Source organism: Vibrio sp. bablab_jr001, assembly GCF_016464285.1.
In the GTDB taxonomy this organism is placed as follows: Bacteria; Pseudomonadota; Gammaproteobacteria; order Enterobacterales; family Vibrionaceae; genus Vibrio; species Vibrio fluvialis.
Window position 1 is genome coordinate 14,068 of sequence record NZ_JACDWZ010000027.1, and the last position, 22,598, is coordinate 36,665.

At 48.9% G+C, this 22,598-nt stretch carries 16 protein-coding genes; 11 read left to right on the forward strand and 5 right to left on the reverse strand.

What is annotated here, in order from left to right; translation table 11 throughout:
* The first annotated feature begins 320 nt into the window (after window positions 1–320).
* The 3 genes from JIG40_RS01660 to JIG40_RS01670 are packed head-to-tail and all read left to right on the forward strand — an operon-like array spanning window position 321 to window position 5,180.
* Entirely contained in the window at window positions 321–1,580 is a 1,260-nt protein-coding gene (locus tag JIG40_RS01660) for an ABC transporter substrate-binding protein (RefSeq protein ID WP_244662621.1), read from the forward strand.
* Window positions 1,577–3,922 carry an ATP-binding protein gene (locus JIG40_RS01665; protein ID WP_199464666.1) on the forward strand — a complete coding sequence of 782 codons (2,346 nt, stop codon included), beginning with the start codon at window positions 1,577–1,579 and terminating at the stop codon, window positions 3,920–3,922. The genes JIG40_RS01660 and JIG40_RS01665 overlap by 4 nt, the downstream gene beginning before the upstream one ends.
* A complete protein-coding gene (locus JIG40_RS01670; RefSeq protein WP_047462164.1) occupies window positions 3,915–5,180 on the forward strand; it encodes a sigma-54 dependent transcriptional regulator in 1,266 nt (421 codons plus the stop codon). Before JIG40_RS01665 ends, JIG40_RS01670 begins: the two co-directional genes overlap by 8 nt.
* Here JIG40_RS01670 and JIG40_RS01675 read toward each other — a convergent pair whose 3' ends face one another.
* Together JIG40_RS01675 and JIG40_RS01680 are read right to left on the reverse strand one after the other, a co-directional pair.
* Complete coding sequence (locus JIG40_RS01675; RefSeq protein WP_024375215.1) at window positions 5,181–5,801, reverse strand: lysoplasmalogenase; 621 nt, start codon at window positions 5,799–5,801, stop codon at window positions 5,181–5,183.
* Window positions 5,802–5,905: 104 nt separating this feature from the next.
* Entirely contained in the window at window positions 5,906–7,054 is a 1,149-nt protein-coding gene (locus tag JIG40_RS01680; protein WP_032082577.1) for an iron-containing alcohol dehydrogenase, read from the reverse strand.
* Window positions 7,055–7,258: 204 nt separating this feature from the next.
* Here JIG40_RS01680 and JIG40_RS01685 point away from each other — a divergent pair, with 204 nt between their 5' ends.
* The 3 genes from JIG40_RS01685 to JIG40_RS01695 all read left to right on the forward strand — a co-directional run bounded on the left by JIG40_RS01685 (window position 7,259) and on the right by JIG40_RS01695 (window position 12,845).
* A complete protein-coding gene (locus JIG40_RS01685; RefSeq protein ID WP_020332446.1) occupies window positions 7,259–8,146 on the forward strand; it encodes an AraC family transcriptional regulator in 888 nt (295 codons plus the stop codon).
* Window positions 8,147–8,500: 354 nt separating this feature from the next.
* Complete coding sequence (locus JIG40_RS01690; RefSeq protein WP_199464667.1) at window positions 8,501–11,647, forward strand: glycosyl hydrolase family 18 protein; 3,147 nt, start codon at window positions 8,501–8,503, stop codon at window positions 11,645–11,647.
* A 232-nt stretch (window positions 11,648–11,879) separates the two neighbouring features.
* The gene (locus JIG40_RS01695; RefSeq protein WP_154182106.1) at window positions 11,880–12,845 is read left to right on the forward strand and encodes a homocysteine S-methyltransferase family protein; all 966 of its coding nucleotides are present in this window, start codon (window positions 11,880–11,882) and stop codon (window positions 12,843–12,845) included.
* Between the two features lie 48 nt (window positions 12,846–12,893).
* Here the strand turns inward: JIG40_RS01695 and glgC are convergent, their stop codons facing one another.
* From glgC to JIG40_RS01710, 3 genes are all read right to left on the reverse strand, one after another.
* Window positions 12,894–14,117 carry a glucose-1-phosphate adenylyltransferase gene (gene glgC / locus JIG40_RS01700; protein WP_199464668.1) on the reverse strand — a complete coding sequence of 408 codons (1,224 nt, stop codon included), beginning with the start codon at window positions 14,115–14,117 and terminating at the stop codon, window positions 12,894–12,896.
* Between the two features lie 163 nt (window positions 14,118–14,280).
* The gene (locus tag JIG40_RS01705) at window positions 14,281–16,158 is read right to left on the reverse strand and encodes a sensor domain-containing diguanylate cyclase (protein ID WP_199251265.1); all 1,878 of its coding nucleotides are present in this window, start codon (window positions 16,156–16,158) and stop codon (window positions 14,281–14,283) included.
* A gap of 264 nt (window positions 16,159–16,422) precedes the next feature.
* A complete protein-coding gene (locus JIG40_RS01710) occupies window positions 16,423–16,854 on the reverse strand; it encodes a hypothetical protein (RefSeq protein WP_020433137.1) in 432 nt (143 codons plus the stop codon).
* Between the two features lie 241 nt (window positions 16,855–17,095).
* Here JIG40_RS01710 and JIG40_RS01715 point away from each other — a divergent pair, with 241 nt between their 5' ends.
* The 5 genes from JIG40_RS01715 to JIG40_RS01735 all read left to right on the forward strand — a co-directional run bounded on the left by JIG40_RS01715 (window position 17,096) and on the right by JIG40_RS01735 (window position 22,587).
* Window positions 17,096–17,767: a hypothetical protein gene (locus tag JIG40_RS01715; protein WP_199464669.1), complete on the forward strand. Its 672-nt coding sequence runs from the start codon at window positions 17,096–17,098 to the stop codon at window positions 17,765–17,767.
* Between the two features lie 116 nt (window positions 17,768–17,883).
* The gene (locus tag JIG40_RS01720) at window positions 17,884–18,339 is read left to right on the forward strand and encodes a hypothetical protein (protein ID WP_158126337.1); all 456 of its coding nucleotides are present in this window, start codon (window positions 17,884–17,886) and stop codon (window positions 18,337–18,339) included.
* 71 nt (window positions 18,340–18,410) lie between these two features.
* A complete protein-coding gene (gene secD / locus JIG40_RS01725) occupies window positions 18,411–20,246 on the forward strand; it encodes a protein translocase subunit SecD (RefSeq protein ID WP_199464670.1) in 1,836 nt (611 codons plus the stop codon).
* 3 nt (window positions 20,247–20,249) lie between these two features.
* Window positions 20,250–21,152 (forward strand): protein translocase subunit SecF, encoded by a 903-nt coding sequence (gene secF / locus JIG40_RS01730; protein WP_158152181.1) that lies wholly within the window; start codon window positions 20,250–20,252, stop codon window positions 21,150–21,152.
* Window positions 21,153–21,846: 694 nt separating this feature from the next.
* On the forward strand, window positions 21,847–22,587 hold the full coding sequence (locus JIG40_RS01735) for an SDR family oxidoreductase (protein WP_024375584.1): 741 nt from the start codon (window positions 21,847–21,849) through the stop codon (window positions 22,585–22,587).
* Window positions 22,588–22,598: the final 11 nt, after the last annotated feature.

Below are 22,598 nucleotides of genomic sequence, written 5' to 3' on the forward strand. Positions count from 1 at the left end.
AATGCTCTCCATAAGTAACAACAATAAAGCGGATTACGTGTTTCGGGAGCATCATTGGTGAATTGCGCACAAGGTACAAAATGGCGGATTTGGGGCAAAACTGACCCAACTGACGTACTCAGGCGGGTCAAAAGTGGGAAGTTGACGAGGGGCAATGCGCCAAATATTGATAAAATTCATAATGTGGATGCGTCAGAGTTGACTCAATCTCTGACCAAGCAAATTTTGATGAATTGACGGGTATTTGATTGAACGCACAAAACTTAGGGATTTATCGCTTCGTCCGAGGGATTCGAAGTGGGTTGAGACTGCGCCATGTGATGGTGCTGGGCTCGCTTATGAGTTCATTGGCGGTGGGCAGTGAACGTGAATTGGTGATCCTGACCACCTTTTCGCGCGAACCTTTGTTGCCCTTAATCGAGGAATTTACCCGCCAATATGAAGGTGTTGATGTTCAGATTGTTCACCGCCGGGCGCAATCGAGCGTGCAGTTGCTCAATAAGAGCTACATCAACAATATTGACTTGGTGCTGAGCTCCTCGCCTTACCTGATGCAGCAGTTGGCGGAAAGTGGCCGGCTGGCAATCCTGCCCGATCGTTTTCAGACACCGGACTGGCTGCATCCGTTTGTGCTGCCGCCGACCAATAAAGTCGTCACCATTGGTTACTCCGGCGCGGGTGTCACCTGGAACAAAGATTATCTGGCCGCTCATCATCTGCCGACGCCGAAGACGTTCGCGGATTTAGCCAACCCGGTGTTTTTTGGCCACGTCACGATGAGCACGCCAGCGCGCTCGGGCACCACGCAACTGATGGTGGAAAGCGTACTGAAAAAATATGGCTGGGAAGCTGGCTGGCGTTTACTGATGAATGTTGGTGCCAACCTGGGAACTGTCTCCTCCCGCAGTTTTGGCGTCAGTGATTATATCGCGCGCGGCCAATTTGGTGCCGGGCCGACTATTGACAGTTACGCTCTGATCCTCGAGCGCAAATTCCCGCACGTCAGTTTTGCCTATGATGATGCGTTTACTCTGATGCCGACTTATGTCGCTCAGGTCAGCCAAAAGCAGAACGATGTCTACGCCAAGGCCTTTATTGATCTTTTGATGTCAAAAGGGGTGCAGGCCAACATGGACGCCAATGATTTCTCCAAACATGGCGTCAATGATGATTCGCTGTTCAGTGACAGTTTCACTCGCCTGTCGATGGCGACGATGATGCGCCGTGAAGAGTGCATGAACCTGCTGTTTGATCTGGCTATCACCAAACGTCTGCCTGCGCTGAAAGATACCTGGCTGATGATCATCAATGCGCGCGAGCAGTTTAAAAGTCAGCCGGAAGTATTAGCGCGTTTGCAGCAGATAGAGCGCAGCCTGTTTTCTGTTCCTATTACGGAATCGGCGTTGGACGGCGTCATCAATAGTATTTATCCGCTGGCCGATGAACAGGATACCGAATTGCAGGCGAACAAAGCCATGTTGCTGGCCAAGCTGAGTCACGAATGGAAAAAACAGTTGGAAGTCTCGCTCAACCGGGCCAATGCTGACATCAAACAACTGCTGAGAGAATCGGGCCAATGAGTTTACCCAAGTCTCACACCATTGGTGCCCGTTTATTGCTGGCCTTCGGTGCCAGTACCTTGGTGGTGATTGCTGTTTGTCTGGTTGCCTGGTTCAACTGGAACAAACTGGAATCGCAGGTCAGTGAAGTGCTGCAAAAAAGTGTGCCGAAGTTCAACGCCAGTTATGTGCTCGAAAGTCGCAGCTCTGAAATTCGCCGTCGGATACAAATAATCGGCAGTGCCACCAATAAGGTGGTGCTGGATTCTCAGACAGAGCGGCTACAACAAGATTTTCTGGTCATGGATCAGGTGTGGAATACGCTCGCGAATGACAGTGAGGTGCAAACGTTGCGCGTTGGCTATCAACGCTTACGCACCTTTACCGAACGCTACAGCGAGTTAGTCTCGCAGCGTATTGATGTTCAACGCCAAATCGATATGTTGATCGAGCAACTGCAATGGACGCATCAGGACATCAACTGGGAGCTAACGCCACTGCGTCAGGAACTGCAATGGCAACTGGAACGAGGCGACGCAGGGGAAATGTCTGGTGCGTTGCTGGCTAAAATCAATTTGATCCAATCACTGCTGGATAGTGAAGCGCAGATTTACACCTTCTCTCGCGAACTGATGTCGGCCAGCCATCAGACTCAGGTTGAAAACGGGATGAAGGTTTTGCAATACCGATTGGAAGAGCTGCAGACCGCCAGTCAGCCTATTTTCGAGATCCCAGCTTCGATTGCTTACCAACAGATGCTGGGCGAGCTGGCGGAGCTATTGGTCATTGATGGTCCTTTTCATCGGGGAATCAGCCAAATGGTGCGGCTAAACAATGAACTTGATGACCTGATGCAGAACATTCAGCAGCAGCTTTCCGTTCAGCACGCGGAAATCGCCAAGCTGGTCGAGCTGGCGGACAATACATTCACCGATGTGCAGAACGACACCACACAGATGATCCGCGAAGGGAACCGCGTGCTCTTAGCCTGCTTTGGTGTTTCGATCTGCCTGAGTCTGATTCTGGCGTATTACTTTGTGAAACGACGCATTGTGGCTCGGCTGGCCAACCTCAGTAATAGCCTGGATGCGATCATTCACAATGACTTGTCGCACCCTATTGTTGTGGATGGCAAAGATGAAATCGGCAAGCTCAGCAAACAGTTGATTGAGTACGGGCGCAAAGTGGAAGAGATGGAGCGCACCAACGCACTGAGCCTTATCAACAATACTCAGGCGAGTCTGATCACCTGCAATCTGCAAGGGGTGATCGAATCGGCTAACCCGAGTGCTCAAGCCACGCTGAAGCTGGAAGTGGGTAAGCTGCAACAAACACTGTGGCGCTGTTTTCCTGAAAAATTGCGAGCCTCGATCGAAGCTCTGTTTGCTCCCAATGATGACCTGATTAGAAAAGGGGCGCAAAGCGTGACTCTGTCGTTAGGCTGCGAAGAGAAACCGCATTACCTGCGGCTTTACCTGCGCAAGTTCAATCAGGGCCTGAGCGACAAGATCATTGTAACCATTACCGACGTGACGGATCAGGAACACGCCAATCGGCTGCTTGAAGAACGGGTGCGGGAGAAAACCCGTAACCTGATCGATAAAAACGAGCAGTTGCAGGCTGAAGTGGAAGAGCGTGAACGTGCTGAAGCGTACTTGAAACGCACGCAGAACGAACTGATTCAGGCCGCAAAGATGGCGGTAGTCGGACAAACCATGACCAGCCTTGCACATGAACTTAATCAGCCTCTGAGTGCGATGTCGACCTACCTTTTTACCGCGCGTTTGGCGCTGGAACAGGCAGAACATTCGCAAATAGCCATGAGCCTCGATCAGGTTGAAAGCCTCACTGAGCGAATGGGAAAAATCGTCAATAGCCTGCGTAACTTTGCCCGCAAGAGCCGGGTTGACGAACCGCTGCAAGCGCTCAGTCTGCAACTCGTCGTGGAGCAGGCCTTAACTCTGGTGCAGGCCAAAGCGAAGCGCCAGCAAGTGGCGCTGAGTTCAGAACTTGCGCCGGATCTTCGCGTTATGGGGGATGCGCTCGGATTGGAGCAGGTGTTGATTAACTTACTGGTCAATGGTTGTGATGCCGTCAGCAATAGCGAGGTCAAACGAGTCACCTTAAGTCAGATTGGCAGTGATGATCACTGGCATCGTATTGCGGTTGAAGACTCCGGGGCCGGCTTTGCTCATGACGTCGTCGGACAACTGTTTACACCGTTCACCTCAACCAAAGAGGTGGGCTTGGGCTTGGGGCTGAGTATTTGTCAGTCCCTGATTGAAAAAATGAATGGCAATATTTACCTGGCGTCGACGTTAGACAAAGGGGCAATGGTGGTTTTGGAGCTCGCGCATGACTAAAAGTACGGTGTTATTGATTGATGATGATCAGGATGTGCTCGATTCCTATCAGCACCTGATGGCGATTTCCGGGCTGACTTCAAAAGCGCATTTAGATCCTGTTGAGGCTATGACTCAGCTCTCTGAAGACTGGAATGGCGTGGTGCTGCTGGATATGTACATGCCGACGATGCATGGTATGGACGTGTTGAAAGCCATTAAGCAGATCGATGAGCGGATCCCGGTGATTGTCGTGACTGGACATGGAGATATCCCTATGGCGGTGGAAGCGGTGAAACTTGGCGCGTGTGACTTTCTCGAAAAGCCGATTAATCCACCTGTATTGCTGACGCTGGTGAAGCAGCATATTGAGCAGCGCAGGCATTACATCGAGCAAAAGATCTCTTTGGTCCGTACCGTGAAACGTGAACTGGTCGGCAAATCCGCCCAGATCGAGCGTATTCGCTCGCATGTGACGCAGTATGCGATGTTGGACAATCACATCGCTATTTGTGGTGAATCCGGCGTAGGGCGTCATACGATTGCCTATCTGGTGCACCAACTTACTTCTGCTGCGCACAGCAAACCTTTGATTGAACTGGCCGTGACGGCAGAGACCAGCACCGAACAACTCGATGATAAAGTTAAACAGGCGCAAGGTGGCACGCTGGTTTTGGATAACGTGGAACAGCTCTCTGAAACGATGCAGCGTCATTTGAGCCGCATTTTGCTGCATCAGGAACGAATGAGCATGCCGAAAGTTCGGGTGATAACTATTATCGGGCCGGATCCGGAGCAATTGATTGCAGAGGATCGGTTACTGCCGGAGCTCTATTATCTGCTGAATCAAGGCACGATTGACGTGCCGTTGCTGCGTCATCGTCCGGATGATATTGCTGCGTTATTCCATTATTTCCTCAAACAAAGCTGTCATAAGCTTGGTAAATCAATGCCTTCGGTTGACAGCAGTTATCTGGCGCTGCTGCGTGCCCATCAATGGCCGGGAAATGTTCGAGAGCTGCGCAACGTTGCGGAGTTGTATGCCATCGGCATCGTTAAACTGACGGGTAAAGAGCGAATTTACAATCAAGTGGAGATGACCTCTCCGCTTGATGAGCTGGTGGATGATTATGAGAAGCAGATTATCGAAGATGCGTTGTTTCTCTATTCGGGGCGCGTAGCGGATGCGGCCAATTACTTGCAAATCCCGCGTAAGAAACTCTACCTGCGCATGAAAAAACACGGTCTGGAAAAAGAAGAGTTCAAATCAAAAGGCTGATCAGGAATCGAGTACCGACAGCGTGAGTAGTGCCTGTGCTGTGTAGTAGGTGAACATCACGACATGGCGCGAGAACTTGGACGACGAGCGGAAACGATCGATAGCCAGCACCAGATCCGACACCATAAAGATGCAGGCGCCGGTGAATGCCAGCCGGGCGGAACTGCTGTTGTAACTGAGCCAGTATTCTGCGGTGGCGGAGCCCATCGCAACAATAATCAGAATGTAAATGGCAACGGGCAACGTCATGGTGCCGAGGTTAGGCAGGAGCAGTAAAAAGGCCAGAATCCCGAGAGCCAGGATCATGACGGGTATCCACCAGGATATGGTGTTCACCATGCCAATAAAACCAAGAACATAGCAGATGTGGGCAAGCAGGAAACTGCTCAGGCCGCTGATAAATTTATCTTTGGGAAGAGAAAGCAGTACATCGCCAATGGCGGAGAGAATCAAACCACTGAATATCCAGAATGCAAGGTTGGCATCCACCGTCGGATTGAGCGTAATCAGAGCCGCCATCAATAAAACGGGTAGGGGCTTTGAGCCATAAAATAGCCAACGCGGCCCGCGTTCTATGGTGAACAGGTGAATGCTAGACAGCAGCAGGATGGTTGGCCACATGTGATTTCCCAAAAAATAAAGGCAGCGCGAATGCGCTGCCAAATATTAACAGGAATACTAGGGTTATAGTAGGCCTTTAACTTATTGTTAGCTTTGTCAGAGACTTACACTAAAGCACTGGAAAGAATTTCACGTGATTCTTTAAGTGTGATCGCGTGGTTTTCGCCCAGTTTCAGCATGCCGTGACTTTCCAATTGAGCAATGACCGCGTCAACCGCTTCAGTGTGAGACAAGCCGTGGTCGGCAAACTGAGTCGCTACATTCAGCTCATGATAGAAGGCTTCAATCGCATCGATGGTGCGTTCAGCGAGATCCGCTGTCTGCTCCAGACCAAATACGTTTTTACCCATCTGCTCCAGTTTTGCACGTTTCGCTTCAATCTGATTACGCAGTAAAGAAGGTTGAACGATAGCCAGAGAACGAGCGTGGTCCACATGCCACAGTGCTGTCAGTTCATGACCAATCATGTGAGTTGCCCAGTCTTGTGGCACCCCAGTACCAATCAGACCGTTCAGTGCCTGGTTGGCAGTCCACATCAGGTTTGCGCGCCATGAATCGTTGTCACGACCTGCAAAGTTACGGCCCAGCACTAGCAGATTTTTCAGCAACGTTTCCGCGTAACCGTCTTGAACCATCGCATCAGCTGGCAGAGTGATGTACTGCTCGCATACGTGTACCCAAGCGTCAACGATACCGTTAATCAGTTGGCGTTCTGGCAAAGTTTTCATCACATCCGGGTCCATTACCGCAAATGTTGGCTGCACGAATTTAGACATAAATGCCAGTTTGTCTTGCGTTTCCGCTTTGGTGATTACAGCACCTGAGTTCGATTCCGAACCGGTTGCTGGCAGAGTCAGGATCGCACCGATTGATGTAGCGTCAGACACAGCGTGTTTGCCGGTAAGAATATCCCATCCGTCACCGTTGTATTTGGCGGCGGCTGCAACGTATTTAGAACCATCAATAACTGAACCACCACCAACGGCAAGAATGTAGTCGATACCTTGTTCTTTGACGATCGCGACGGCTTTATCCAGCGTTTCTTTTGTTGGGTTTGGCTCAACGCCTGAAAACTCGACCCAAGTGTGGTCTTTCAGCGCGGCAACCACTTGGTCGTAAACGCCGTTACGTTTGATCGAGCCTCCACCGTAGATCACCAGAACTTTTTGATTTTGTGGAATTTCGTTCTGAATCTTTGCGATTTGCGCCTGACCAAAATGAATACGTGTAGGGTTAACATAGGTAAATTGCATTGTTCTCACCTCGTGCATCAAAAAAGGGGGAAATTTCCCCCAAAGGCAGTGTTTCCTGATCCACGCGCTACACATGTTCAGGAAGTTACGAAATGCATAATAGTCTTTGATTGTTGCTCTTAATAGAGCGATTTCTGCAAATAAATTGCCTATTTCTACAAGATGTGGCAATTTGGCGCGATATTGAATACGGAGTGAACAAGCATGACTGAGTTGGCTGAACTGATGCAACAGTATGTTGAGCGTCAATCATTACATCAATTAGAAGGCATTGCTGAAACCGAGATTCCGGGTGTCTGGTTTTATCGCAGCAGTGCTGGTAATCAGCGTCGTCCGTTTATCTATCAGTCGGGCATCATCATTCTCGGTCAGGGGCAGAAAAACATCCACATCGGACCCAACCCGGTGCAATACGGCCCGAATGACTATCTGGTGGTTGGCGTTCCGATGCCGCTGGAATGCGAGGCGATTGTCGAAGATGGCAAACCCATGTTGGGTTTGAGTATCGATATTGATCATTCGATTCTGCTTAAACAGGTCGACATGTTGGAACAGGCAGGTTTCAAACCGTGCAATCAGGATAAAGAGAATCAGTGTGGCCTGAAATCGGTGCGAATGGGTGAAGAGATGCTCAATACCTGTAAGCGATTAATGAATGCTCTTAATGACGGTTTGGAAGCGCAAATTCTCGGTTCGTCACTGATGGAAGAGATGGTGTATCGTGCGCTGACCAGTTGCGAAGGCCATGTTTTGTTCGACCTGGCCCATCATGAGGGGCATTACGCTCGTGTTGCGAAAGCGCTGAGCAAAGTGCACCGCGAATATGATCAGCAGTTAACGGTGCAGTTACTGGCGGAAGAGGCCAATATGAGCGTCTCTGCCTTCCATCAGGCATTTCGCGGTGTGACGATGGAATCACCTTTGCAGTACCTGAAAAAAGTGCGCTTGAATAAAGCGAAAGAGTTGATTCAGGTTGAAGGCAAACGGGTGAACGATGCGGCGCGTTTAGTTGGTTACACCAGTCCGTCGCAGTTCAGCCGCGAATATAAACGTCATTTTAATGAAACGCCACGAGGTGCCAAAGCGGCTTAAAAGGGGAAGTGTATCTGCGAATGTTTACTCTTTTCTAACATTTGCATCGCGACCATACTCCCCCTACCCCTATAGAGCATTCAATGTGCTCCTGATTGAGATGCCCGTATTTATCGTTAGATACGGGCTTTTTTTTGTTTCCATGAATACCAAAAATTTAGTTGTTGCTGCAAATTAACACTGTGACATTTGTGTGATTTGGCGTTCTGTTTGCGAGTGATTTTGAAGTTTTGCACTTTACTCGGTGCCAAATTCGCCAACTCACCTAAAGTTGTTTTACGAAAAAAAATTAAAGTTTTCAGAGTAAGGACTGAAAGCTTTATTCCCGTGAAACAATAACTTAAGGAAATGAAAATGCGCTTAGATCGAGCTAAGGTGACGAAGAGTATCTTTACTCTCAGCACTTTGACGGCTTCGTGCCTGATGGCGTTCAACAGCTATGCAGCGGTGGATTGTTCTTCGCTAAATGAGTGGCAAGCTGGCACCATTTACAATGGCGGTGATCAGGTTCAATACAAGGGGTCAGCTTATCAGGCCAATTACTGGACTCAAAACCAAGACCCGGAGCAATTCTCGGGCGATTACGCACAGTGGAAACTTCTCGACACTTGTACGACTGGCGGCGGCAGCGAAAATCAAGCGCCATCGGCAACGTTAACTTCTCCTTCGGCAACGGATGCGCTGACGGTGGGTGATGCGGTCACGCTGGCTGCGAATGCAGCAGACAGCGATGGCACTGTCGCCAACGTAGATTTTCTGGTGGACGGCGTTGTAGTCGGTCAGGCAACGTCAGCACCTTACAGCGTTGTTTGGACAGCGGTTACAGGCAGTCATCAAATCAGCGCCATTGCGTATGATGATAAAGGTCTGGCGAGCGTTGCGAGCCAAGTGACGGTATCGGTCAGTGACAGTACACAACCGGGTAATGAAGCTCCGAGTGTGAGCCTGGCCTTGTCTGCGACGAGCGTCGATGTCGGCGGTGTAGTGACCTTAACCGCTAATGCGGCCGATGCTGATGGCACGGTAGATAAAGTTGATTTCTATGTGGCTGGCACGCTGGTTGGCACCTCTGCCACTGCGCCTTACACACTCGACTACACAACGACCAAATCTGGCTCACTGGCAGTCTTTGCACGCGCAACAGACAACCTGGGCGCGACAACTGACTCGGCGCTAAGCACTCTGAGCGTGGCGGCAGGGCCTGTGGTGAGTAATTGTCGTCCGGATGGTCTGTATCAAACCGAAGGGGTAAACGTACCTTACTGTACGGTTTACGATGAAGATGGCCGCGAGAAAATGGGCGCGGACCACCCACGCCGTGTCATTGGCTACTTCACCAGTTGGCGTGCCGGAGACGACGATCAAACGGCGTATCTGGTTAAAGATATTCCTTGGGAACAGCTCACACACATTAACTATGCCTTCGTCAGTATCGGTTCAGATGGCAAAGTGAACATCGGGGATGTTAATGATCCGAATAACGCAGCAGTAGGCAAAGAGTGGAATGGTGTTGAGATTGACCCGACACTTGGCTTCAAAGGGCACTTCGGTGCGCTGGCCACATACAAGCAGAAATACGGTGTGAAAACGCTTATTTCGATTGGCGGTTGGGCAGAAACCGGCGGTCATTTTGATAACAGTGGTAACCGTGTTGCGGACGGCGGCTTCTACACCATGACGACCAATGCTGATGGTTCAATCAACCAGCAAGGTATCGAAACATTTGCCAATTCAGCCGTAGAAATGATGCGTAAATATCGTTTTGATGGTCTGGATATCGACTACGAATACCCAACGTCGATGGCCGGCGCGGGTAACCCGGACGACAAAGCTTTCTCTGAATCTCGTCGTGCTTACCTGATGAATTCCTACCACGAATTGATGCGTGTGCTGCGTGAAAAACTGGATGTCGCCAGCTCGCAAGATGGCACGCACTACATGCTGACCATTGCGGCGCCTTCCTCAGCTTACTTACTGCGCGGCATGGAAACCATGGCGGTGACGAAGTACCTCGACTACGTCAACATCATGTCTTATGACTTGCACGGTGCGTGGAACGATCACGTGGGTCACAACGCCGCGCTGTATGACACAGGTAAAGATTCTGAACTGGCACAGTGGAACGTGTACGGCACTGCGCAGTATGGCGGCATTGGTTATCTGAACACCGACTGGGCATTCCACTATTTCCGTGGTTCGATGCCTGCGGGACGTATCAACATCGGTGTTCCGTACTATACCCGTGGCTGGCAAGGCGTAACGGGTGGTGACAATGGCTTATGGGGGCGTGCAGCGCTGCCTAATCAGAGCGACTGTCCGGCTGGAACTGGTGAAGGTGAGAAGAACAACTGCGGTTACGGTGCAACAGGCCTGGATAACATGTGGCATGACGTTAACGCCGCTGGCGATGAAATGGGCGCGGGTTCTAACCCAATGTGGCATGCGAAGAACCTGGAGCATGGTATTTGGGGGTCTTACCTGGCCGCCTATGGTCTGGATCCGGCAACGGCTCCGCTGGTGGGCACCTATGCGCGTCATTACGATAACGTAGCGGTAGCGCCTTGGCTGTGGAATGCGGAGAAGAAAGTATTCCTTTCAACTGAAGACAAGCAGTCTATCGATGTCAAAGCGGATTACGTTATCGACAAAGAGATCGGCGGCATCATGTTCTGGGAACTGGCAGGCGACTACAACTGTTACGTGTTGGACGCGAATGGTCAGCGCACCAGTGTGGATACCTCTGAGCAGGCGTGTGCAAGCGGTCAGGGTGAATACCACATGGGTAACACGATGACCAAAGCCATCTACGACAAGTTCAAAGTGGCGACGCCATACGGTAACAAAGTCGCGACTGGCGCGATCCCTACAGAAACCGTGGACATCACTGTTTCGATTGCTGGCTTTAAAGTGGGTGATCAGAACTATCCGATCAACCCGAAAATTACCTTCACCAACAACAGCGGTGTGGAGATCCCAGGAGGTACAGAGTTCCAGTTTGATATCCCGGTTTCTTCGCCAGACAATGCCAAAGACCAATCAGGCGCAGGCCTGAGTGTGATTGCTTCAGGCCATACTCGCGCTGACAATATCGGAGGCCTGGATGGCACGATGCACCGCGTTGCGTTCTCTCTGCCAGCGTGGAAAACACTGCCAGCAGGCGATAGCTATGAGTTGGATATGGTGTATTACCTGCCAATCTCCGGCCCGGCTAACTACAGCGTGAAGATCAACGGCGTGGACTACGCATTCAAGTTTGAGCAGCCTGAGCTACCTGTTGCTGATTTGTCTGTGGGTAACGGCGGTAACACTGGCGGTGGTGATACGGGTGGTGGTACGACTCAACCGGGTGATGTGGTTGAGTGGGTTCCGGGATCAACACAAGTCAGCAATGGCACAACAGTTAGCTATAGCGGTAAATGCTTTATCGCGAAAAACAGCCCGGGTGTGTGGGAAAGCCCAGCACAAACCAACTGGTTCTGGGAAGAGGTCACCTGTCCTTAATGGGTAGATGAGTCTATGAAAACCGCCTTTCGAGGCGGTTTTTTTATTTTTCTATCTGAAAACTACGAAAGAATGACTTATGTTGACTATATTGTCATTTAAGGGCGGTAGTAAGTCTACTGCCAGCCTCAGTGTGAACAGAAAATCCCAACAAGAAGTTGCCGCTTAGCAACCGAGTGGTTCGGTTCGTCGCACCACAAACACCCCGTAAAGCGTTTTACAAGGAGGGGGTATGGCGAAATATCGACAAGCGTTGCCGCAGCTGCAACACAGTTTCTTTATGACGGATGGTGGCCTTGAAACCACGCTTATCTATCTCGACAATTGTGAACTGCCGTATTTCGCGGCGTTCCTGTTGTTCCAGTCTGAAGAGGGAGAAGAGGCGCTGCGGCGCTACTTCAAATCTTATGCTGAACTTGCTCGCAAACACGAAATTGGTTTGATCCTGGAAACCGCTACCTGGCGTTCCAATCCATACTGGGGCGGAATTCTGGGGTACAGCCTGGCAGAGCTGGAAGAAGAGAATCGTAAGGCTGTCAGTTTACTGCTGGATGTGCGTCAGGAATATGAGTCATCACATACGCCTGTGGTCATCAGTGGCTGCATTGGTCCACGAGGAGACGGCTATGTTGCCGAAGAGCGAATGTCTGACGAGGAAGCCGAGGATTACCACGAATTTCAGATCCATACGTTTGCGGAAACGGCGGCGGATATGGTCACCGCATTGACGCTGACCTATGCTGATGAAGCGATCGGCATAGTACGAGCAGCCAAACGCATGCACATACCGGTTGTCATTTCATTCACCGTCGAAACGGACGGGCGTCTCCCATCGGGTCAATTACTCCAAGCGGCGATTCAACAGGTCGACCTAGAGACCCAATTCTATCCGGCTTATTACATGATTAATTGCGCCCATCCGCAGCATTTTATCGCTGCGGTCAGCACCGACGATCTTTGGGTCAGGCGAATTCATGGTGTTCGTGCCAATGCCTCCAAACTGAGTCATTCTGAACTCAATGAATGTGAAGAACTGGATGATGGCGACCCGGTAGAGCTGAGCGAGGATTACAGTCGGCTGCTAGGTAAGCAGCTGACCAACGTTAATATTGTCGGTGGATGTTGTGGGACCGATCAACGGCACGTTGATCATATTGTGTCGGCGTGTCTGCCAGTATTTCTGCGTAGAGCTAGCTAATGAATGACTAAGCCTTAACGCACGCTGTTAAGGCTTAGATGAGGTCAGTTATTGTTTCTGGAACTGATAGCTTTCCGGAACAACCACAATACCTTTTTCAGAGATCTGAAAACGCTGTGCATCTTCGATGCGATTGAGGCCGATTTGAGTGTGTGGCGGAATTTTCACGTGTTTATCGATGATGCAGTTCACCAGTTGGCAACCGTCGCCCACTTCAACATCATCAAACAGAATACTGTCGACGATTGTCGCGCCGTCGTTAATGCGTACGCCGGAAGAAACAATCGAGTGCTGCACCGAGCCACCGGAGTTAATCACGCCATTGGAAATGATCGAGTTGATGAAAATACCTTCGTTTCCTGTCGCGGATGACACGGTGCGTGCAGGGGGAAGCTGTGGCTCGTAAGTGCGAATAGCCCAGTTTTTCTGGTACAGGTTCATCGGTGGTACGGGTTCCAGCAGGTCCATGTTCGCTTCATAGAAAGAATCGATGGTGCCAACATCGCGCCAGTAACAGTCTTTGGCTACACGACCTTTATCGTTGCCGAATTGATACGCGTAAACGCTGCGTGTAGGAATCAGCTTAGGAATGATGTCTTTACCGAAATCATGACTGGAACAGCTGTTTTCCGAATCTTCGTTCAGTGCCTGCTGCAGAGTATCCATGTTGAAAATATAGATACCCATAGAAGCGAGGCTACGGTCAGGTTGTGAAGGCATTGATGGGGGATCGCTCGGCTTCTCAACAAATGACGTAATAAGGTGTTCATCATCGATCGCCATGACACCGAACGCTTTGGCTTCTTCTCGCGGCACATCCATACAGGCGATGGTCAGTGTGGCACCTTTTTCGATGTGTTCTTCAAGCATGGCAGCGTAATCCATCCGATAGATATGGTCACCAGATAGAACAACAACGTGTTTGGCGTCGCTGCGTGAAAGCAGCCACATATTATGGAACAACGCATCTGCGGTTCCTTCGTACCATTTACCACCTTTACGCATTTGTGGGGGGACCACAGTGATGAACTCGCCCAATTCGGGGTTGAAAATGGACCATCCATCGCGCAGGTGTTTCTGCAATGAGTGCGATTTGTATTGTGTCAGCACCAGAATTCGGCGTAAGCCGGAGTGAAGACAGTTAGTGAGGGTAAAATCGATGATCCGGTATTTGCCGCCAAACGGTACCGCTGGCTTAGCTCGGTCATCGGTGAGGGGGGAAAGTCGTGAGCCCATACCGCCGGCCAAAACGACTGCTAAGGTATCTTGCATCTTTTACTCCCTAATTATGTGCAATTCATAACCACTTTAGAGAGTAGTACAAGTTTCACGCCACAATTGGAAAGTCCGTCAAATATAGCGGTATATTAGTTAAGTTGTCGCTAATGCACTTAAATGGCGCAAAAACAGCACAAAATTTGCACCTAATTAGTGCTTAAGCGAACTGTTCCATTTCCGTGCTGGTCAGTATCGAAATGACGTTGCGGCCGCACTCTTTGGACTCATACAGCGCCATGTCAGCACGCTGATACACTTCTTCCGGAATCTCTGTAATATCAGTGACTCCGCCGCTGATTGATAATGATTCTTGATGCAGATTATACACCGCTAAGCGCAGGCGATTGAGTACCGCTTCAGCTTCTTCAATCGGAGTATGAGGGAGGATGATGGCAAATTCTTCGCCACCAATTCGTGCAAGGAAATCTGATTCACGCAGTTCATTGCGCAAACATTGGGCAACTTCAACAATCGTTTTATCCCCTTTTGCGTGCCCGAACTTATCGTTGATACGTTTAAAGTGGTCAATATCAATGATTGCCAGACAAGACTGCTCATGGGCGGGGTAGCGTTTCACCCGAACACACTCGGAACGGAACTCCTGATCAAATTTTCGTCGGTTCCAGATGTTGGTCAGGCCGTCTTTCTCACTCTGATCGCGAAGCTGATCTTCAAGCTGCTTTCGCTCGGTAATATCAACAAAGGAGGCAACATAAAACTGAATCACCTCTTCGTCGTCCAGAATGGTCTGGATACGCAGGATTTCAGTTTGCATTGAACCATCTTTACGCTTGTTCACCACTTCACCTTCCCAGAATCCATCTTCTTGCAGGGCTTTCCACATTTCCAGATAGAACTGGGGATCATGTTTACCCGACGCAAACATTGACGGCTGGTGGCCTTCTACCTCTTCGAATGAATAGCCACTCAGACGTGTGAACTCGTTGTTGACTTTGATGATGCGATTTTGTTTATCGGTAATGATCACCGCTGACATACCGTTCATTGCCGCGCGAGCCAGTTTACTCTCAATGCTGTTTTTCTGGTGGTTGTTGTTCCAAAGCACAAATATCGAGGCAATCAGGCTGATTAACGCAAACAGCGCGAACATCTGCACCGTTAAGGTGTTCTTATTGATGCGCACAAATTGGCGAATCTCGCTGCTTTCGACTTTATCCAGAAGCACCACCGTAGGCATGTTCGACAGAGCGGTATTAAGCGAAACCTTCACGAAACTGTACCACTGACCGTGGTCTGAAACGGTGCCTTGATCGCGTGACATCAGCGTTGCCCACAGTGTTGGGTATTGCTGTGCGACATTGGTATAGGGTTGCTCTGCGTCAGTCTTGCGTTGGCTCATTAAAACATCGCCACTCAGGTTAAGGATATCCGGTAGCGGTTCCGTGTTGTTGCTGCCTGCGATTTGTTGATAGATGTAGGTCAGGTTGATATTAGCGACAAAATAGCCCTGGCGCTGTCCATCCAGCTCTATCGGGGCGACAAAATGCAGTGATGGCTTTATCGGAGTCATCTGCTGGCCAGTTGACTGCATACCAAATACGCCAATTTGACCCGTCTTAAGGCTTTGGCCATAAAGGAAGTAATCTTGTTTCGCGCGATTTTGCAGATAAGAACCGTTCAGTATCTGCGCCTGGCCATCTTCATAGTCAACGCGTATTTGTTCTTGCCCATGAGTATCAATGAAACGTAAACAGGAGTAGAAACCTTGAGCGCGGGCAACCAGCAACCAGAAATCTTCAACGCTGGCGACGTTAAGTAGGGAAGGCTGACGCACGGCCTGATGAAAAATGCCGTTGTTGATCAGCGTGGATATCGATTTGTATGATTCGTTCAGCGATGAGACCAGCTCGTGCTTGCTAAATTCCAGCTTGACCCGATGTTTCTGCTCGATGAGGGCGATCGCGCGTTCATCCAACTTTTTGAACTCTTGGATGAAGTAGAGAGAAGGAACGAACCCAATGACAAACAGCACGATCAGAAATTGGCTGAAAGATTTAGCAAATGAAGAAGACATGGCGGTTTAATCAAATAATCAGGCGCACAGTATATCGCTTGTAAATGAGATTTCGCTTCCAATTTTTCCAGATCGTGGCTTAGCTCAAACTTAAATGGTCACTTTTTGACATATCTACCCGATGCATATGCGAGCGCGAATTATTCTCACGAATAATAGGGTCATTATCGGACAAATGAAGATCAATTTACAATGTAAAGCAGAGGTACCAATTGGTGCGAAGACGCTTTGTTTTGGGCATGTTTCCGCGGACTGAAAAGAGACCTATGGTTTCTCTTCCGTAGTTTGCATGACCTCGGTCAGCGTCACCACTTCAAATTCGTAATAATGGCGCATGGTAACCAGATATTGGCGCAGATTAATGATTTCGATATTGAGCTCTTTATTGGCTTTTAAATAGAGTTCAGTGGCGAAAAAGTTGCTCATTAATCCTTCCTGTTTGCAATCTTCTCCGATGGCGTACCATTTATCCCACTGTTTCTGAATATAGGGCGGCGTGTTGTCTAACAATGCGAGCAAACTGTCGATATCTCGTGTGGCCTTCTCTGCACTTTCCAACTGCATGGTTAACGTTGTTTGAAAATCGTTGTTATTGTTGCGCCACAAGTAGTCGAGCTCGGGGCGGGAAAACTCCTGATGGAGAAAAATCGCCTGTTTGAAATTAGGCAGCCAACTGTTGTATTGAGAAGCGAGCAAGTTGTACCTATGGTCTAAAATCTGTTGAGAAGTGAGGGCTTTATTCCAATCTTTTTCATTGCACAGATTAGCGTGACTTTGCGAAGGTAAAGTCATACCAACTATGGCCGTTAATAGAAATAAGCTCGCTCGTGTACCTGTCATCGTTTGAGACCATTAATGAGTCTAGCTTTAGTATAGGAAAGGATAAGTGAGCGCTATGCCTCATTTTTGTGTCTGAGATAACGGAGCAACAACATCAATGAAAAAACTAGTGATGATCGTGATTCTGCTATTAGGTTTGGGTGGTGCAGGGGCTGGCTATTATCTTTTCTACTATCAGCCGCAGCAGGCCGCAAAAAATGCTGCTAACGAGCACACTGACGAAGCGGCAAGTGAAGACGTGTCTGAGGGTTCGACAACGAAAGCTGTCGTGAAAAAGCCTGAAGTTTGGGATTACTACGTCGACCTTCCAAAACTCGGCATTCGCGAAGCGCCGAGCGAAGAAGCGTTTGTTGAACGTTTAATGTATCGCGGCGACAAAGTGCACCTATACGAGAAGAAAGACGGCTGGGGCCGAATCACCCAATATTTCGTGTATCAGGAAGGCGGGCCGGAAGTGGCAGAGTGGGTACCGTTATCCGGGCTGGTGGAGCAACCGCCGGTCATCACTCCGGACGAACGCAAGAAAACACTTTTAGGTTACATTGAAAAATCCGACGATTTACTTCAATTTGAAACCGTATTTGTCCAGAAGACCGATGAGTTGTTGAAAGAAGGAACGTGTTCTCCGGACGACTTTGAAGAACTGGGCGGATGGGTACGTTCGGTGAAATATCAGGATCGTGATGTGTACTTCGTCTATTGCGGTGGTATGAAACAAGCCAATAAAATCTATCTCAATGTGCAGACTGGCGAGATATTTTATCGTTAGTGTTCGTCAATCCAGTTCAATATCCAGCGATTGGCCAATGAATGCTGTTCAAAATTTTACTTGAGCGAAGTCACACTCAGACATACACTGCCTCTAGTCACTGAAGTAGGCGCTGTATGTCCTGGCATTTAATTCGTATTTTCTGGTTATCGCTGTTTGCGTTGGTATTACCCGCGCAGGCTTTGGCGTGTCTGGAAGAGCAATCGGCCACGACAAATTTATCGGCACCACCTTCTGTTGTTCAGACGCTAAATCAACAACCCACAGCAAACGAACACAAGCCTGTTCAGTCGACGCCAGCGACTCAATCTCACTATGCTGGCTCTGGCCTGGCTATCCTCAATTCTGTTCGCTGGAACATCAGTGAGCGTTACAGTTTCAGCGATGGCGATCCGGATGTTCTCGATACCGTTCCGCCGTTTTATCCGATCGTTGATACCAGTCTGGTTTTGCGTTTTCTCCAACGCTCGACGCCAGCAGCCTATCAGGAATTTCATCCGTCCTACCGTCTTTCCGGTTGGAAAGAAACGAATGCCATGTATGTGGCATTAAACAGCCAGTACTTCATCTGATACTCCCCAATTGTTAGGTGACATTGTCACATTTCTTGTTTTTTGACTCGGCTTACGCTGAGGGGATATTTATGAAGAAAAGTAAATCAAAAGCACCGTCGCGAGTGCTTAACCACTATTCGACCTGGAAATATGTGGTCCTCGTGGTAACGGTAGTGGTACTGGCCTTAAGCGCAATTCCGACCTGGTATGGCGAGCAACCATCCATTCAAATTCAATCCTCTGATCCGAGTGGTCAGCTGGCAAACGTGGTATCTGTCAATCGCTATCTGAAGCAGCAAGGAGTGGATGCGCAGGAAATCACGCAACAAAAAAATCAAATCGTCTTAGTCTTTGGCAATGAAACTGATCAGACGCATGCTCGTGAAGCGCTTGATAAGTTGGTCAAAGAGGGGGACAGCATTACCTATTCTTACGTGTCGGTGGCGCCTAAATGGTACGGAAAACTGGGTTTTAGCCCAATCAAGCTGGGTCTGGACTTGCGAGGTGGTGTTCAGTTCCTGCTTAACGTGGATGTCGACAAAGCATTTCAGGAGCAGCGCGACACCATGGTAGACGAGCTGAAAGACATGTTACGCAGCGAGCATCTGCGTGGTGTGCGCCTTGCACAGCAAGGAATTGATGGTTTCAGCGTTGATACAAAATCTGGAGAGGCAATCAGTAAGGTCTCGAGCTACCTGAAGCAAAACTACTCAGGATGGGACGTTAAACGCGGCTCCGACAGCCTGACCGTGACGCCAACTAAACAGAATAAGCTGGATTTCCAGTCAGCGACACTGCAACAAAACCTCAAGATCATGCGCGATCGTATTGAAGAACTGGGCATTACCGAAGCGCTGGTCCAGCGTCAGGGTGAGCACAGTATCCGCATTGAATTACCAGGTGTTCAAGACCCATCGCAAGCGAAAAAAGTGATTGGTGCAACTGCGAGCCTGGCATTCTACGAAGCGAAAAGCGGGTCAGAAGCGGTGTCGGGTGATGATCTGGTGCTGAAAGACAACAACGGCAGAACCGTTATGTTGAGCAAACGTCCGGTACTGACTGGCGATCATATTGTCAATGCCCGTGCGGGTATCGATAAAATGGGCTTCTCCGAAGTGAATATTTCGCTTGATCATGCAGGCGGAAAAATCATGAGTGACTTTTCCGGCAAGCACATCGGCAAACCAATGGCGACGGTCTATCGCGAATACAAAACCAATGCCCGTGGCGAAACGGAACGCAGTGAACGCGTGATCAGCGTCGCGACCATTCAGTCCCAGCTTGGTAGCCAGTTCCGTATCACGGGAGCCGGATCTACTGAGGAAGCGCAGCAACTGGCTCTGCTGCTGCGCGCAGGTTCATTGACTGCCCCTGTTACGATTGTGGAAGAGCGCACTATCGGCGCATCTCTGGGTGCAGAAAACATTGAAAACGGTTTCTCGGCGCTGGCGCTGGGTATGGCAATGACGCTGACGTTCATGGCCCTGTGGTATCGCCGTCTGGGCTGGGTTGCGAACGTCGCTCTGATCGCCAACATGATCTGTTTACTGGGTTTGATCGCACTATTGCCTGGTGCGGTGCTGACGCTGCCGGGTATTGCGGGTCTGGTATTGACGGTCGGTATGGCGGTAGATACCAACGTACTGATTTTTGAAAGAATTAAGGACAAACTTGCGGAAGGGCGCAGTTTCGCGCAGGCCATTGATTTGGGCTTTAGCAGCGCGTTCAGTACCATTCTTGATGCCAACATTACCACCATGATCACTGCACTGATTCTCTATTCGATTGGCAACGGGCCTATTCAGGGCTTTGCGTTGACTTTAGGACTGGGTCTGTTGACCAGTATGTTTACTGGCGTATTCGCTTCACGTGCATTGATTAACTTGGTTTGGGGACGCGACAACCGTCGTGATGTAAGGGTGTAAATCATGATTGAATTTCTGAAATCTCGCATTCGTAAAATCCGCTACATCACCAGCTTTGTTTCGATCGCGCTGATGGTGATTTCATTGGCAGCGTTTGCCGTTCGTGGCCTGAACATGGGCCTCGATTTTACCGGTGGTATGGTGACTGAAGCGGTGGTCACCAGTTCGGTAACGAATCACCAACTGCTGGATGCTTTGAAACCAGTGTTGGGTGATTCAACTTCTGTGACTCAGTCTGGAGAAGATGGCCGCTGGGTGATTCGCTATCCACTGGCGGCAGAAGGACAGGAAACGCCGAACGTTGATCAGCTGTTGCACAAAGTATCGAGCAACGTTGAGATCATCAGCAACAGCATGGTTGGTTCACAGGTCGGTGAGGACTTGGTCGACCAAGGTGGTTTAGCGCTCTTGGTGTGCATGCTGTGTATTCTTGGCTATCTCTGTTTCCGTTTTGAATGGCGTTTAGCCAGTGGAGCATTGCTGGCACTAGTGCACGATGTTGTACTGGTATTGGGCTTTTTCGCATTAACCCAAATGGAGTTCAATCTGACGGTGTTTGCCGCCGTGTTGGCGATTCTCGGTTACTCGCTCAATGACTCGATCATCATTGCGGACCGCATTCGTGAGTTGCTGGTAGCGAAACAGAAAACGCCAACTCCCGATATTAATGATCAAGCGGTTATCGCGACATTCTCACGTACCATGGTGACGTCAGGGACCACTTTGATCACTGTTGCCGCGCTATGGTTAATGGGTGGTGCTCCTTTGGAGGGCTTTGCCACTGCGATGTTTATCGGGATTATCTCCGGTACTTGGTCATCCATTTCGATTGGTACTGTTTTGCCAGAATGGCTAAAGCTTCAACCAAAACATTATTTACCTGTTGAAGTTGATTTAGCACCATAAGATATTGTTTTATCAGGCCGACTTATGTCGGCCTTTTTTTTGTTGGAGATGCTGACTGGTATAAGGTCAGACCTCAAAACTGACTGTGTTATATTTACTTCTGACTGTTTTATCGATTTATAACTATCTATCTAATTTCCAATTATTATAAATATCGGCGTCATTTCATGGATGATAAGCATCATTAATTAAATGCTAATTAATTTTATTTGGAATATTCCTTCACCATTCTTGTGCGAAAGTCTTATTGCAATCACCATGAAAGTGCAATTTATTTGTAATGTTTTGGTGCAAACGAACCAAAATGAGCAGTAGGTGCTTGATGATAATTCACTGATTAATAGGTATATTTACCATATTGTGTGTAACACAAATATAAAAACAAAAACCTTTTAAATCAGTTTGTTATAAAAATTAGTGCAAAAAATCCAGAAATAAAACTCCGTTAAATCAACAACCTGTATTTTGTTAACATTTATTCTACATTTCACCCGCATTGAGAACTAAATCAAATTTATTAGAAAACCCTAAACTTTAATTTGAATTGTCACAATCACCCATTAATTTAAATAAGTAGCGACAGACAAATTATTCTTTGCAAAGAAATATAAACGTCCGTTGATGCTATATATGTAGTTGGCATCACGTTAACAATGATTTGTAACCTACAAGTTGTTTTTGAATGGAGTCATCAATGAAAAAAGTCGCTTTGATCACGGGATCAAAAGGTGGAATCGGTTCGGCTATTTCTTCGAAATTAGTGGAAGACGGTTATCGTGTAATTGCAACCTATTACACAGGAAATTATCAGTGTGCGTTGGACTGGTTCAACGAGAAACACTTCACTGAAGAGCAGGTTCGCCTATTCGAACTCGATGTGACGGACACTCAGGAGTGTGCAGAACGTTTGAGTGTACTGCTTGAAGAAGAAGGCACTATCGACGTTGTGGTCAACAATGCCGGAATCACCCGTGACGGCGTATTTAAAAAAATGACGGCGGCTTCATGGAAGGAAGTCATCGATACCAATCTAAACAGCTTGTTTAACGTCACTCAGCCTCTCTTCGCCGCCATGTGTGAGAAGGGGAATGGCCGTGTCATCAACATCTCATCCGTGAACGGCCTGAAAGGCCAGTTCGGTCAAACCAACTATTCTGCGGCAAAAGCCGGCATGATCGGTTTTTCCAAAGCGCTGGCCGCAGAAGGTGCGCGCAGTGGTGTAACGGTCAATGTTATTGCCCCGGGTTACACAGCCACACCGATGGTAGAGCAAATGCGTCCAGAAGTGTTGGAATCCATTGTTCAAACTATCCCAATGCAACGCCTGGCTAAACCAGAAGAAATTGCTTCAGCAGTGAGTTTTCTTGCAAGCGAAGCAGGTGCTTATATCACTGGTGAAACGCTGTCGGTCAACGGCGGCTTGTACATGCGTTAAGGGAGCGATCA

Bases quoted from the DNA above. Each gene is read 5' to 3' on its own strand.
- secF (WP_158152181.1), top strand. From the start codon at position 20,250: ATGATTGAATTTCTGAAATCTCGCATTCGTAAAATCCGCTACATCACC.
- JIG40_RS01685 (WP_020332446.1), top strand. From the start codon at position 7,259: ATGACTGAGTTGGCTGAACTGATGCAACAGTATGTTGAGCGTCAATCA.
- JIG40_RS01715 (WP_199464669.1), top strand. From the start codon at position 17,096: ATGAAAAAACTAGTGATGATCGTGATTCTGCTATTAGGTTTGGGTGGT.
- JIG40_RS01690 (WP_199464667.1), top strand. From the start codon at position 8,501: ATGCGCTTAGATCGAGCTAAGGTGACGAAGAGTATCTTTACTCTCAGC.
- JIG40_RS01695 (WP_154182106.1), top strand. From the start codon at position 11,880: ATGGCGAAATATCGACAAGCGTTGCCGCAGCTGCAACACAGTTTCTTT.
- JIG40_RS01675 (WP_024375215.1), bottom strand. From the start codon at position 5,801: ATGTGGCCAACCATCCTGCTGCTGTCTAGCATTCACCTGTTCACCATA.
- glgC (WP_199464668.1), bottom strand. From the start codon at position 14,117: ATGCAAGATACCTTAGCAGTCGTTTTGGCCGGCGGTATGGGCTCACGA.
- JIG40_RS01670 (WP_047462164.1), top strand. From the start codon at position 3,915: ATGACTAAAAGTACGGTGTTATTGATTGATGATGATCAGGATGTGCTC.
- secD (WP_199464670.1), top strand. From the start codon at position 18,411: ATGAAGAAAAGTAAATCAAAAGCACCGTCGCGAGTGCTTAACCACTAT.
- JIG40_RS01680 (WP_032082577.1), bottom strand. From the start codon at position 7,054: ATGCAATTTACCTATGTTAACCCTACACGTATTCATTTTGGTCAGGCG.
- JIG40_RS01665 (WP_199464666.1), top strand. From the start codon at position 1,577: ATGAGTTTACCCAAGTCTCACACCATTGGTGCCCGTTTATTGCTGGCC.
- JIG40_RS01735 (WP_024375584.1), top strand. From the start codon at position 21,847: ATGAAAAAAGTCGCTTTGATCACGGGATCAAAAGGTGGAATCGGTTCG.
- JIG40_RS01720 (WP_158126337.1), top strand. From the start codon at position 17,884: ATGTCCTGGCATTTAATTCGTATTTTCTGGTTATCGCTGTTTGCGTTG.
- JIG40_RS01660 (WP_244662621.1), top strand. From the start codon at position 321: ATGGTGCTGGGCTCGCTTATGAGTTCATTGGCGGTGGGCAGTGAACGT.
- JIG40_RS01705 (WP_199251265.1), bottom strand. From the start codon at position 16,158: ATGTCTTCTTCATTTGCTAAATCTTTCAGCCAATTTCTGATCGTGCTG.